This is a genomic window from Curtobacterium sp. MCLR17_045 (genome assembly GCF_003234405.1).
Classification (GTDB): Bacteria; Actinomycetota; Actinomycetes; order Actinomycetales; family Microbacteriaceae; genus Curtobacterium; species Curtobacterium flaccumfaciens.
On record NZ_QKTB01000022.1, the window covers coordinates 27917 to 40937 of the forward strand.

Below are 13021 nucleotides of genomic sequence, written 5' to 3' on the forward strand. Positions count from 1 at the left end.
GCGGACGGGTGCGTAACGCGGCCTGGAGGAACGGCTCGCGTCGGTAGGATCGGGTCCCGTGAGCGAGAACCCCCTTGCACCGCCGCGGCTGCGGTTCCCGACGGACGCCTCCGAACTGGTGGACCGCATCTGGCCCGCGTCTGCGACGCGGACCGACGACGGCACCCTGGCGATCGGCGGCATCAGCGCGACGGACCTGGTCGCGCAGTTCGGCACGCCCCTGTACGTCGTCGACGAGCGTGACGTCCAGTCCCGCGCCGTCCGTGTGCGGAACGCGTTCGCCGAGGCGTTCGAGCGCATCGGCAGCCACGCGCACGTCTACTACGCCGGCAAGGCCTTCCTGACGACGCAGGTCGTCGCGTGGATGGCCGAGGCCGACCTGCGCGTGGACGTCTGCACCGCCGGTGAGCTCGCGGTCGCCCTGGCCGGCGGCATCGACCCCGGCCGGCTCGGCTTCCACGGCAACGACAAGTCCGACGCCGAGATCGCCCGCGCGGTCGAGGTCGGCATCGGCACGATCGTGCTCGACAGCCACGAAGAGGTGCAGCGCGTCGCCCGTGCCGCCGCCGACGCCGGGGTCGTGCAGCGTGTGCGCATCCGGATCAACACCGGTGTGCACGCGTCCACCCACGAGTACCTGGCGACCGCTCGCGAGGACCAGAAGTTCGGCATCCCGCTGTCCGAGGCCGTCGAGGCCGCGGCAGCCGTCCGCGCCGAGTCCTCGCTCGCCTTCGTCGGGCTGCACTCGCACATCGGTTCGCAGATCTTCGACGACGCCGGCTTCCGCGAGGCCGCACGCCGGCTCATGGACGTGCACGCGACGCTCGTGGCCTCCGGTCCGGTGCCCGAGCTGAACCTCGGCGGCGGCTGGGGCATCGACTACACCGAGGCCGACTCGGCCTTCGCCCCCGAGGACGTCGCCGAGGCACTGGCCACGATCATCGGCGAGGCCTGCGCCGAGCGCGGCATCCCGGTGCCGGACATCGCCGTCGAGCCGGGCCGCTACATCATCGGCCCGCCCGGGGTGACGCTCTACCGCGTCGGCACGATCAAGCCCGTCACGCTCGAGACCGAGGACGGCGGCAGCGCGACCCGCACGTACGTCTCGGTCGACGGCGGGATGAGCGACAACATCCGTCCCGCCCTGTACGGCGCCGACTACACGGCCCGGCTCGCCCGCACCTCGGACGCACCAGCGGTGCTGAGCCGCGTCGTCGGCAAGCACTGCGAGAGCGGCGACGTCGTGGTGAACGACGAGTACCTGCCCGGCGACGTGCAGCGCGGGGACCTGCTCGCCGTCGCGGCCACCGGGGCCTACTGCTGGGCGCTGTCGAGCAACTACAACCACGTGGGCCGCCCGCCGGTCGTCGCCGTCGCGGACGGCACAGCCCGTATCCTCGTGCGGGGCGAGACGATCGACGACCTTCTCGCCCGTGACACCGGGGTCGCCGCCGTGCCCGCCGACGGCACCGGCCGCTGACCCCCGACCCGACCGGGTCCGCCCACCCCGCAGGGCGCACCCCCACCGACAGGAACCGCTACCAGATGATCGAATACCGCAACGTCCGTGTCGCGCTGCTCGGGGCCGGCTCGGTCGGTTCCCAGGTCGCGCGACTGCTCCTCGAGCACGGCGACGAGCTGGCCTCGCGCGCCGGTGCCGGGCTGGAGCTGGTCGGGATCGCCGTGCGCGACGTGGACGCCCAGCGCGACGTCGACCTGCCGGCGGAGCTCTTCACCACGGACGCGGCATCGCTCATCCTCGGCGCGGACATCGTCGTCGAGCTCATCGGTGGCATCGAGCCGGCACGCACCCTCGTGCTCCAGGCCCTGCAGTCGGGCGCGGACGTCGTCACCGGCAACAAGGCGCTGCTCGCGACCCACGGCCCGGAGCTCTTCGCCGCGGCCGAGCAGGTCGGCGCGCAGCTCTACTACGAGGCCGCCGTGGCCGGGGCGATCCCGATCATCCGCCCGCTGCACGACTCGCTCGCCGGTGACCGCATCGTCCGGATCATGGGCATCGTCAACGGCACCACGAACTTCATCCTCGACCTGATGGACCGCAAGGGCTCCACGTTCGAGGATGCCCTGGCCACCGCGACGGAGCTGGGCTACGCCGAGGCCGACCCGACCGCCGACGTCGAGGGCTACGACGCCGCGCAGAAGGCAGCGATCCTGGCCTCGCTGGCGTTCCACACCTCGGTGCCGCTCGCCGCCGTGCACCGCGAGGGCATCACCCACGTCACGATCGACCAGGTCCGCGCCGCCCGCAAGGCCGGCTACGTCGTGAAGATCCTGGCGACCGCCGAGCGACTCACCGACGAGGACGGCCGCGAGGGCGTCAGTGCCCGCGTCTACCCGGCCCTCGTGCCCGAGTCGCACCCGCTCGCGAGCGTGCACGGTGCGAAGAACGCCGTGTTCGTCGAGGCCGAGGCCGCCGGCGACCTGATGTTCTACGGCGCGGGCGCCGGTGGGGTCGAGACGGCCTCGGCGGTCCTCGGCGACCTGGTCTCCGCGGCCCGTCGGCACGTCATCGGCGGCCCGGGTGTCGCCGAGTCGACGCAGTCCGAGCTGCCGGTGTTCCCGATCGGCACCGTCCGCACGAGCTACCAGATCACCCTGCACGTCACGGACGCCCCCGGCGTGCTTTCGACGGTCGCCGGCGTGCTCGCGAAGCACGGCGTCAGCGTCGAGACGGTCGAACAGACCACCACCGGCGCAGCCGAGGGGACCGCGACGCTCGTCATCGGCACCCACCTTGCGCGCGAGGCCGACCTGGCGGACACCGTCGTCGCCCTCCGCGGCGAGGACGTCGTCCTGGACGTCACCAGCGTCCTGCGCGTCGTCGGTCGCTGACGCGACCACGGGCCTCCAGGCCGACCTGCAGGCCCACCCAGCCGCACCACCACCACCAGATCCACCCCACCGGACAGAGAGAGAAGCCTGATGGCCCACCAGTGGCAGGGAGTCCTGCGCGAGTACGCCGACCGACTCGACGTGACCGAGGCGACGCCCATCGTCACGCTCGGTGAGGGCGGCACGCCGCTCATCCCGGCTCGTCGGCTCTCCGAGCGCACCGGCGCCGAGGTCTACGTGAAGTTCGAGGGCATGAACCCGACGGGTTCGTTCAAGGACCGCGGCATGACGATGGCGATCTCGAAGGCCGTCGAGCACGGCGCGAAGGCCGTCATCTGCGCCTCGACCGGCAACACCAGCGCCTCGGCCGCCGCGTACGCCACGCACGCCGGCATCACCGCCGCGGTGCTCGTGCCCGAGGGCAAGATCGCCATGGGCAAGCTCAGCCAGGCCGTCGCCCACGACGCCCAGCTGCTGCAGGTGCAGGGCAACTTCGACGACTGCCTCGACATCGCCCGCGACCTGGCGGCGAACTACCCGGTGCACCTCGTCAACTCCGTAAACAACGACCGCATCGAGGGGCAGAAGACCGCCGCGTTCGAGGTCGTCGACGTCCTCGGTGACGCACCGGACTTCCACTTCCTGCCCGTCGGCAACGCGGGCAACTACACCGCGTACTCGCGCGGCTACCGCGAGGACGTCGCCGCCGGCCGCAGCACCAAGCTGCCCCGCATGTTCGGGTTCCAGGCCGCGGGTTCCGCCCCGATCGTGCACGGCGAGGTCGTCCGGCACCCCGACACCATCGCGTCGGCGATCCGCATCGGCAACCCGGCCTCGTGGCAGTTCGCGCTCGAGGCGCGGGAGGAGACCGACGGCTACTTCGGTGCCATCACCGACGAGGCCATCCTCGCCGCACACCGCATCCTGTCTGCCGAGGTCGGCGTCTTCGTCGAGCCTGCATCGGCCATCGGTGTCGCCGGGCTCCTCGAGCGTGCCGACGCCGGTGTCGTGCCGAAGGGCGCGAAGGTCGTCATCACGGTCACGGGCCACGGCCTGAAGGACCCGCAGTGGGCCCTCCGCACGCCGGACGGCGGCGAGGTCACCCCGACGAGCGTGCCGGTCGACACGAAGTCGATCGCCGACGTGCTCGGTCTGGTCAGCGAGCAGTGATCTCCGACCGCTCGTCCGGACCGGGTGAGGGCATGACCGCCCGCAGTGCTGTACCGGCCGGACGGGCGGTCCGAGCGCTGCCGACCGGATCGGCGGTCCGCGTCCGGGTGCCGGCGACGTCGGCGAACCTCGGCCCCGGCTTCGACTCGCTCGGCCTCGCGCTCTCGCTCTACGACGAGGTCGTGGTGCGTGTCCGCTCCGAACCCGGCGCGACCGTCACGGTCGAGGGCGTCGGTGCCGGTGAGGTCGCCACGGACGACACGAACCTCGTCGTCCGTGCGGTCCGCCGGGGCCTGGAGCACGCCGGTGTCGACCAGCCCGGACTCGAGCTGCACGCCACGAACGCGATCCCGCACGGCCGCGGTCTCGGTTCCTCCGCCGCGGCGATCGTCGCCGGGCTGATGGCTGCCCGTGGTCTGCTCGAGGGAATCGTCGACCTGGACGCCTCGACGCTCCTGACCCTGGCCACCGAGATGGAGGGCCACCCGGACAACGTCGCGCCGGCGCTCTTCGGCGGCCTGACGATCGCGTGGATGACCGCCGAGGGCCCTGCCTACAAGCGGCTCCTGGTGCACCGCGGTGTCGCCCCGGTGGTGTTCGTGCCGACCTCGACGCTCTCGACCAAGCTCGCGCGCTCCCTGCAGCCCGAGCAGGTCCCGCACGCCGACGCCGCCTTCAACGTCTCCCGCTCGGCGCTGCTCGTCGCGGCGCTCATCCAGAGCCCCGAGCTGCTGCTCGCCGCGACCGAGGACCGTCTGCACCAGGCGTACCGCGCCAGCGCCATGCCCGAGACCGACGCCCTGATCCGGTTGCTCCGACAGCACGGCCTCGCCGCGGTGGTCTCCGGTGCCGGGCCGAGCCTGCTCGTCCTCGGCAGCGACCCGGCACAGCGCCTGACCGCCGCCGAACTGGTGCAGCGACACGCCGAATCCGACTGGCGGCCGCTCATGCTGGCCGTCGATCTCGGTGGTGCTACAGTGGCAGCGCACTCGGCGCTCGAAGCCGAACCCGCGTAACCGTACGGATCGCTCGTCCTCAGGACAGCTCCTGCGTCGTCGCAGGGTCCGGTGCGCGAGTGTGCATCTCTTTCTGATCACCGAATCCCGATCCGTCGTCTGAACGGCGGTCGATGCTCACCCTGCATCCGGGACGGTGGAAACTCTCCGCGTTCTGCGGTTCGAAAGGAAACACCGACCTTGACCGACAACAACTCCGCCCAGGTGGAGATCCCCAGCGACCTGCGTGTCCTCCGACTCCCGGAGCTCCAGCGCATCGCCTCCTCGCTCGGCATCACCGGGCTCTCCAAGCTCCGCAAGGGCGACCTGATCGCCTCCATCGAGGACAAGCGTCCCGCCGACGAGACGCCGGCCGCCCCGGCCGCCGCCGCCGTCGCCGAGACCCCCGCCGAGCCGGCCGCCACCGAGCAGCCGACCCTGCCGGAGCCCGCCGAGACCCCCGCGCAGCCCGCTGCCGAGGCACCCGTCGCCGACCCCGAGGCACCCGCCGAGTCGGCCGCCCCGAGCCGTGCCCGTCGTTCGCGCCGCGCATCGTCCGGCGGCACCGTGAACGCCGCGCCGACCTCGGCCGCCGAGCACACCAACCACGGCCAGACCGGCACCGAGGACCTCCTCGCCGGGCTCGACCAGGTCCGCGCCGAGAAGGACGCCCAGGAAGCCGCGCAGTCCGGCTCCCAGCGCCGTGGCCGTGGCCAGCGGAACGCCGAGCAGCGTGGCACCGAGCAGCGTGGCGCCGACCAGCGCGCCGCCGACCAGGGCCAGCAGGCGTCGGCACCCGCCGAGGCCGAGCAGCCGAGCCAGGCGGCCCAGCAGGGCCAGCAGGCCCCGACGTCCGCCGTCCAGGCCGACCAGGACCAGAACGAGTCCGGCGACCAGAACGACCAGGGCGACCAGAACTCCGAGCAGGGCGAGGGCGGCTCGCGTCGCGGTCGTCGCAGCCGTGGTCGCGGTCGTGGCCGTGGCCAGAACGCCGAGAACGGCGAGCAGCAGAACGGCGCCGAGCAGCAGAACGGCGGCCAGCAGAAGCAGAACGGCGCCGAGCAGCAGAACGGCGGCCAGAACGCCGGCCAGCAGAAGCAGAACGGTGCCGACCAGCAGAACGGCGGCCAGCAGAACGGCGGCCAGAAGCAGAACGACCAGCCGAAGCAGGCCGAGGCCAAGCAGGACGACAAGGCCGACCAGAAGCAGCAGCAGAACGCCGGTCAGCAGAAGCAGCAGACCAGCGGCCAGCAGAAGCAGCAGCAGCAACAGCACGCCGACGAGGCCGAGAGCGGCCGCAGCCGTCGCCAGCGCGACCGCAAGCGCGGCCGTGGCGGCCAGAACGACGACTTCGAGCCCGAGGTCACCGAGGACGACGTCCTGATCCCGATCGCGGGCATCCTCGACGTCCTCGACAACTACGCGTTCGTCCGCACCACCGGGTACCTGCCGGGCCCGAGCGACGTCTACGTCTCCCTCGGCCAGGTGAAGAAGTACCACCTGCGCAAGGGCGACGCCGTCGTCGGTTCGATCAAGCAGCCGCGTGACGGCGAGCAGCAGAGCCGCCAGAAGTACAACGCGCTCGTCGCCGTCGAGTCGATCAACGGCCAGTCCGCCGACGAGGCCGCGGCCCGCGTCGACTTCAACGACCTCACCCCGCTGTACCCGAACGAGCGCCTGCGCCTCGAGACGGAGCCGGGCAAGCTGTCGACCCGCATCATCGACCTCGTGTCGCCGATCGGCAAGGGCCAGCGCGGTCTCATCGTGTCCCCGCCGAAGGCCGGCAAGACCGTCGTGCTGCAGGCCATCGCGAACGCTGTCGCCAAGAACAACCCCGAGGCGCACCTGATGGTCGTCCTCGTCGACGAGCGTCCCGAAGAGGTCACCGACATGCAGCGCACGGTGAAGGGCGAGGTCATCGCCTCGACCTTCGACCGTCCCGCCGAGGACCACACCACCGTCGCCGAGCTCGCCATCGAGCGTGCGAAGCGCCTGGTGGAGCTGGGCCACGACGTCGTGCTGCTGCTCGACTCGATCACCCGCCTGGGCCGTGCGTACAACCTGTCGACCCCGCCGTCGGGCCGCGTGCTCTCCGGTGGCGTCGACTCGGCGGCGCTCTACCCGCCGAAGCGCTTCTTCGGTGCCGCGCGCAACATCGAGGACGGCGGCTCGCTGACCATCCTCGCGACCGCGCTCGTCGAGACCGGCTCCAAGATGGACGAGGTCATCTTCGAGGAGTTCAAGGGCACCGGCAACATGGAGCTCCGCCTGAACCGTCACCTCGCCGACAAGCGGATCTTCCCCGCCGTCGACGTGAACGCCTCGGGCACCCGTCGCGAGGAGCAGCTGCTCTCCGCCGACGAGGTCAAGATCACCTGGCGTCTGCGCCGGGCCCTCGCCGGGCTCGACCCGCAGCAGGCCCTCGAGATCGTGCTGCGGAACCTCAAGGAGACGCAGTCGAACGTCGAGTTCCTGGTGCAGGTGCAGAAGTCGGTCCCCTCGACCGGCGCCCACCACAACGGCCACCAGGAGTAACGCGTGTTCGAGTCGGTAGCGGGGCTGCTGGCGGAACACGAGGACCTGACACAGCAGCTGTCGGACCCCGCGCTCCACGCCGATGCGGCCCGGGCGAAGAAGGTGAACCGGCGGTACGCCGAGCTCAACCAGATCAAGTCCGCGTACGAGGCCTGGCAGGCGGCGGGGGACGACCTCGCCGCCGCCCAGGAACTCGCCCGTGAAGACGCAGCGTTCGCGGACGAGGTCCCCGGGCTCGAGGAGCAGCTGTCGGAGCGCCAGGAGCGTCTCCGCCGGCTGCTCATCCCGCGCGACCCCGACGACGGCCGTGACGTCATCATGGAGATCAAGGGCGGCGAGGGCGGCGAGGAATCGGCGCTGTTCGCGGCCGATCTCCTGCGCATGTACTCGCACTACGCCGAGACCAAGGGCTGGAAGGTCGAGCTCCTCGAGCGCACCGAGTCCGACCTGGGTGGCTACAAGGACGTCCAGGTCGCGATCAAGTCGAACACGACCGATCCGTCCCAGGGCGTCTGGGCGCACCTGAAGTACGAGGGCGGTGTGCACCGCGTCCAGCGTGTGCCGCAGACCGAGTCGCAGGGGCGCATCCACACCTCGACCACCGGCGTGCTGGTGTTCCCCGAGGTGGACGAGCCCGAAGAGGTCCAGATCAACCAGAACGACCTCAAGATCGACGTCTACCGGTCCTCCGGCCCGGGCGGGCAGTCCGTCAACACGACGGACTCCGCGGTCCGCATCACTCACCTGCCCACGGGCATCACGGTGGCGATGCAGAACGAGAAGTCGCAGCTGCAGAACCGCGAGGCCGGCATGCGCGTGCTCCGCGCACGCATCCTCGCGCGCCAGCAGGAGGAGCTCGACGCGATCGCCTCGGACGCGCGCAAGTCGCAGATCCGCGGGATGGACCGTTCGGAGCGCATCCGCACGTACAACTTCCCGGAGAACCGGATCGCGGACCACCGCACCGGCTACAAGGCGTACGACCTCGACCGTGTGATGAACGGTGCCCTCGAGCCCGTCATCCAGTCCGCCATCCAGGCGGACGAAGAGGCGCGTCTGGCCGCCATCGGCGACCAGGACGCGTGACCTCGGAGGCTGGGCCCACGCCGGCCGGTACCGGGGCGTCGCGGAGCCTGCGGAGCGACGGCCCGGCCGAGCCGGTGGGGAGGATCACCGCCGACACGCCCCTCACGTACGCCGCGGATCGCCTGCTCGAGCAGGCGACCGCGGCGCTCGTCGCCGTCGGCGTGCCGACGCCCCGGGTCGACGCCGAGCTGCTGCTCGCGTGGGCGACCGACACCTCGCGCGGAGCTGTCCAAGCCCGTGCGCTGATCGGCGGCGGCATCGCACCGGAGCACGTCGAGCGCTTCCGGCACGCCGTCGCCCGCCGTGCCACCCGTGAGCCGCTGCAGCACATCACCGGGCAGGCGTACTTCCGTGCGCTCACCCTGGCCGTCGGACCGGGCGTGTTCGTGCCCCGTCCGGAGACCGAGGGCGTCGTGCAGTTCGGCATCGACGCGCTGCGGGCGACCGCGGTCCCCGAGCCGATCGCCGTGGACCTGGGCTCCGGCAGCGGTGCGATCGCGATCGCGATGGACACCGAGGTGCCGAACGCTGTGGTCTACGCCGTCGAGCGGTCCGCCGAGGCCCTGCCCTGGACCCGGCGCAACGTCGACGCCCACGGTGGCACGGTCCGACTCGTCGAGGGCGACCTCGCCGACGCGCTGCCGGAACTCGACGGCACCGTGTCCGTCGTCGTGTCGAACCCGCCGTACGTGCCGGACGACGCGATCCCGATCGACCCCGAGGTCCGCGACCACGACCCGGCGATGGCGCTCTACGGCGGGCCGGACGGCCTCGACGCCGTCCGGGCTCTCGCCGAGACGGCCTGGCGGTTGCTCGTGCCCGGGGGAGTCCTGGTCGTCGAGCACGCCGAGCCGCAGGGCGCCGGAGTCCGGGAGGTCCTGGCGCGCCGGGGGTTCCGCACCCCGGAGACGCACGTCGACCTGACGGGGCGCGACCGCACGACCACCGCGACGCGCTAGTCGGGGGCGAGCCGGGCCTCCAGGCCGGTGCCGCGTGGATCCGGGCGTGCCGGGTGGATCCGGGCGTACCTGGTGGGATCGGGCGTACCGGGTCGTCCGGGATGACCAGGTATGCCCGTTCTTGCTTTCCAGCGCGACCGCGATGGGAAGGAACGGGCGTGGCGGGCGTGGGGCGGGCCTCCCGTCGCTCGGCCGTGCTGCGTGTGCCGCGTGGATCCGGGCGTACCTGGTGGGATCGGGCGTACCGGGTCGTTCGGGACGACCAGGTGTGCCCGTTCTTGCTTCCCAGCGCAACCGCGACGGGAAGGAACGGGCGTGGCGGGCTACGCGACGGGGGAGGCCTCGCGCTGCTGCGCCGCGACGAAGGCGCGGACGTGCTCCCGCAGGTCGGTGTCGTGCTCGACCAGGACCGCGTGGATGCCGACGCTCCGCGCACCCGCGATGTTCTCGGGCATGTCGTCGGCGAAGAAGGTGCGTTCCGCGGGGACGCCGTGGTGGGCGATCGCGCGCTGGAAGACCTCGGGCTCGGGCTTCCGGGCGCCGAAGTTGCTCGAGGTGTCCAGGTGCTCGCCGAAGACCTCGGGCAGGGACGGCGCCCACTCGTGGATCCAGCGGCCGGCGAGCGGACCGTTGTTGGTGAGCAGCCCGACACGCCCGTGCTCGCTCGCGATCCGGACCGCCTCGATGCGTTCCGGCAGCTCGGTCATGGCGGATCCGCGTATCCGGGCCCAGTCGGCCTCGGGGACGTCGCACTCCATCGCGCGCTCGAACGCGGCGAGGTACTCGTCGCCGTCGGCGAACCCACCGGCCTCGGCACGCATCTCGTGACCGCAGTCCCACCATCGGCGACGGAGCTCCTGGAACTCGTGTCCGGTGAACTCGGAGAGTGCGGCCATGCGCACCTGCCAGTCGTACCGGACCAGGACGTCGTCCATGTCGAAGAGGAACAGGAGCGGGGGTGCGGGCGTCTCGTTCACGATGTCCACCATTGTGTCGCACTATCATCGTCGAGTCATGGCATCCCGATACGACTGCACCGACTCCGACGGGCTCCTGACCGGGATGCGGCTCGCACGTGCCGCCCTCGGACGCGGAGAGCTCGTCGTGGTCCCCACCGACACCGTCTACGGCCTCGCCGCGGACGCCTTCAGCGCGACGGCCGTGCAGCGGCTGCTCGATGCGAAGGGCCGCACGCGGCAGTCGCCGCCGCCCGTGCTCATCCCCGGTCCGCCCACGCTCGACGCCCTCGCCAGCGAGGTCCCGCAGCCGGTGCGCGACCTGGTGGCGGAGTTCTGGCCGGGCGGGCTGACCGTCATCCTGCACGCACAGCCGTCGCTCGACTGGGACCTCGGTGAGACGCGCGGCACGGTCGCGCTGCGGATGCCGGACTCGCGGATCGCCCTCGAGCTCCTGCAGGAGGTCGGACCGCTCGCCGTCTCGTCCGCGAACTCCACGGGCGACCCGGCCGCGATGGACGTCGACGCCGCCGAACGGATGCTCGGTGACAGCGTCGCGATCTACCTGGACGGCGGACCCGTCGAGGTGCACGACGGCTTCGAGGCCAGCACCGGCTCGACCATCGTCGACGCCACCGGGCTGTCGGACGGCGGGAAGCTCCGCATCGTCCGGCACGGGGTGATCCCCGACGAGGAGATCATCCGGGTCGTCGGAGCCGACCTCGTCACATGAAGTACTACCTGCTCGCCGGGGCCATCGCCGCGGTCGTGAGCTTCGTGATGAGCCTGATCGTCTGGAAGCTCGGGCTGAAGTACAAGTGGTACCCGCAGGTCCGCGAGCGGGACGTGCACCGCACCCCGACGCCGCGGCTCGGTGGCATCGCGATGTACATCGGCGTCATCGTCTCGCTGCTCGCGGCCTGGTTCCTGTTCCCGTCGATCGCGGGGACCGACTACTTCCGGCTCGTGTTCTCCGAACCGGGTCGCGTGCTCGCGGTGCTCGGGGGAGCGACCATCATCGTGGTCCTCGGTGTCGCGGACGACATCTGGGACCTCGACTGGATGACGAAGCTCGCCGGGCAGATCATCGCGGCGGGCATCCTCGCCTGGCAGGGCGTCGCGATCGTCTCGCTGCCCATCGGCAACACGCTGGGCGTCGGCTCGTCGTACATGAGCCTGATCTTCACCGTGCTGGCGGTGGTGCTCGTGATGAACGCGGTGAACTTCATCGACGGGCTCGACGGCCTGGTGGCCGGCGTCGCGATCATCGCCGGCGGGGTCTTCTTCCTCTACACGTTCTTCATCAACCGCGTGGTCGTCCAGACCGAGTTCTTCTTCAACCTGCCGTCGCTGCTCACCGCGGTCCTCGTCGGGGCCTGCTTCGGCTTCCTCATCCTGAACTGGCACCCCGCCAAGCTCTTCATGGGCGACGCCGGTGCGCTGCTCGTCGGGTTCCTGATGGCCACGAGCGCGGTCTCGGTCACGGGCAACATCGACCCGGCGGCGGTGCAGACACGCCAGGCGCTGCTGCCGGCGTTCATCCCGATCCTGCTGCCGTTCGCGATCCTGATCGTCCCGATCCTGGACTTCGGTCTCGCGGTCACCCGACGGCTCAGCGCGGGCAAGTCGCCGTTCTCGGCCGACCGGAAGCACCTGCACCACCGCCTGCTCGACATGGGGCACTCGCACTTCCACGCGGTGCTGATCTTCTACGCGTGGACCGCGACCGTCGCCTTCGGGTGCCTGCTGTTCCTCTTCGTGGACTGGTACTGGGTCGTCGTCTTCGTGTCCGTCGGCTTCACCGTCTGCGCCGTCGCGACCTTCGCGCCGCTCGGCCGGAAACGCACCGAGATCGCCGCCCAGACCGCCAACCGCTCCGCCGCCGTGGTGGACGCCAGCCTCGACCCGCTCGACCGGGCCGCCAACGACCGCACGATCCCTGGAGACATCACGTGACCGCACCGAACGCGCTCGACCACGTCCGGCCGGTGTTCCGCCGCATCATCACCTGGGGAGCGGTACTCGCCGTCGCCCTCGCGGTGGTCGGCGGGCTCATCGGGTTCCTCGTCGCGGACGGCCCGGGGTTGGTCGGGGGACTGCTCGGCGCCGTGCTGAGCGTCGTGTTCCTCGGGCTCACCGCGGTCAGTGTCCTCGTCGCGCTGCGCGTCTCGAAGGGCCAGACGATCTCCGGTGCCTTCTTCGGCATCGTGATGGGCACCTGGCTGCTCAAGTTCATCGTCTTCATCGTGCTGCTGGTCCTGCTCAAGGACCGCGACTGGGTCGACTTCCCGGTGCTGGCGATCGTGATCATCGCGGGGGTCGTCGGCTCCCTGGTGATCGACGTCGTCGCCGTCGCGAAGGCCCGCACCCCGATCGGCGTCCGGCTGCCGGGCGACGGCCTCGACGACTCCGCGGACGCTGGGAACCCGACCCCCCGCGTCTGAGAAGCCGGGAAGCCTCTCGCACC

Annotated in this window: 11 protein-coding genes; 10 read left to right on the top strand and 1 reads right to left on the bottom strand. The window is 71.3% G+C overall.

Going from position 1 to position 13021, the window contains the following annotated elements; translation table 11 throughout:
- The first annotated feature begins 58 nt into the window (after nt 1-58).
- The 7 genes from lysA to prmC all read left to right on the top strand — a co-directional run bounded on the left by lysA (nt 59) and on the right by prmC (nt 9598).
- Nucleotides 59-1480: a diaminopimelate decarboxylase gene (gene lysA / locus DEJ05_RS13325; protein WP_111110643.1), complete on the top strand. Its 1422-nt coding sequence runs from the start codon at nt 59-61 to the stop codon at nt 1478-1480.
- Between the two features lie 65 nt (nt 1481-1545).
- Nucleotides 1546-2853 (top strand): homoserine dehydrogenase, encoded by a 1308-nt coding sequence (locus DEJ05_RS13330; protein ID WP_027465790.1) that lies wholly within the window; start codon nt 1546-1548, stop codon nt 2851-2853.
- 90 nt (nt 2854-2943) lie between these two features.
- A complete protein-coding gene (thrC, locus tag DEJ05_RS13335) occupies nt 2944-4023 on the top strand; it encodes a threonine synthase (RefSeq protein ID WP_071404606.1) in 1080 nt (359 codons plus the stop codon).
- 32 nt (nt 4024-4055) lie between these two features.
- Nucleotides 4056-5039, top strand: a complete 984-nt coding sequence (gene thrB, locus DEJ05_RS13340) for a homoserine kinase (RefSeq protein WP_175330774.1) — start codon at nt 4056-4058, stop codon at nt 5037-5039.
- A 180-nt stretch (nt 5040-5219) separates the two neighbouring features.
- The gene (rho, locus tag DEJ05_RS13345; protein WP_111110644.1) at nt 5220-7553 is read left to right on the top strand and encodes a transcription termination factor Rho; all 2334 of its coding nucleotides are present in this window, start codon (nt 5220-5222) and stop codon (nt 7551-7553) included.
- A 3-nt stretch (nt 7554-7556) separates the two neighbouring features.
- Nucleotides 7557-8639 carry a peptide chain release factor 1 gene (gene prfA, locus DEJ05_RS13350; RefSeq protein ID WP_017885756.1) on the top strand — a complete coding sequence of 361 codons (1083 nt, stop codon included), beginning with the start codon at nt 7557-7559 and terminating at the stop codon, nt 8637-8639.
- A gap of 83 nt (nt 8640-8722) precedes the next feature.
- Nucleotides 8723-9598 (top strand): peptide chain release factor N(5)-glutamine methyltransferase, encoded by an 876-nt coding sequence (gene prmC / locus DEJ05_RS13355; RefSeq protein ID WP_110864066.1) that lies wholly within the window; start codon nt 8723-8725, stop codon nt 9596-9598.
- 323 nt (nt 9599-9921) lie between these two features.
- Here the strand turns inward: prmC and DEJ05_RS13360 are convergent, their stop codons facing one another.
- Nucleotides 9922-10575 carry an HAD family phosphatase gene (locus DEJ05_RS13360; protein WP_139196861.1) on the bottom strand — a complete coding sequence of 218 codons (654 nt, stop codon included), beginning with the start codon at nt 10573-10575 and terminating at the stop codon, nt 9922-9924.
- A gap of 37 nt (nt 10576-10612) precedes the next feature.
- Between DEJ05_RS13360 and DEJ05_RS13365 the strand changes: the two genes are divergently transcribed.
- Genes DEJ05_RS13365 through DEJ05_RS13375 form a run of 3 tightly spaced genes read left to right on the top strand, consistent with a single transcriptional unit; the run spans nt 10613 to nt 12998 of the window.
- Nucleotides 10613-11287: an L-threonylcarbamoyladenylate synthase gene (locus DEJ05_RS13365; RefSeq protein ID WP_027465784.1), complete on the top strand. Its 675-nt coding sequence runs from the start codon at nt 10613-10615 to the stop codon at nt 11285-11287.
- Nucleotides 11284-12510 (top strand): MraY family glycosyltransferase, encoded by a 1227-nt coding sequence (locus tag DEJ05_RS13370; protein ID WP_027465783.1) that lies wholly within the window; start codon nt 11284-11286, stop codon nt 12508-12510. The genes DEJ05_RS13365 and DEJ05_RS13370 overlap by 4 nt, the downstream gene beginning before the upstream one ends.
- Nucleotides 12507-12998 (top strand): hypothetical protein, encoded by a 492-nt coding sequence (locus DEJ05_RS13375; protein WP_258376158.1) that lies wholly within the window; start codon nt 12507-12509, stop codon nt 12996-12998. Before DEJ05_RS13370 ends, DEJ05_RS13375 begins: the two co-directional genes overlap by 4 nt.
- Nucleotides 12999-13021: the final 23 nt, after the last annotated feature.

Bases quoted from the DNA above. Each gene is read 5' to 3' on its own strand.
- DEJ05_RS13330 (WP_027465790.1), top strand. From the start codon at position 1,546: ATGATCGAATACCGCAACGTCCGTGTCGCGCTGCTCGGGGCCGGCTCG.
- thrC (WP_071404606.1), top strand. From the start codon at position 2,944: ATGGCCCACCAGTGGCAGGGAGTCCTGCGCGAGTACGCCGACCGACTC.
- thrB (WP_175330774.1), top strand. From the start codon at position 4,056: ATGACCGCCCGCAGTGCTGTACCGGCCGGACGGGCGGTCCGAGCGCTG.
- DEJ05_RS13365 (WP_027465784.1), top strand. From the start codon at position 10,613: ATGGCATCCCGATACGACTGCACCGACTCCGACGGGCTCCTGACCGGG.
- DEJ05_RS13370 (WP_027465783.1), top strand. From the start codon at position 11,284: ATGAAGTACTACCTGCTCGCCGGGGCCATCGCCGCGGTCGTGAGCTTC.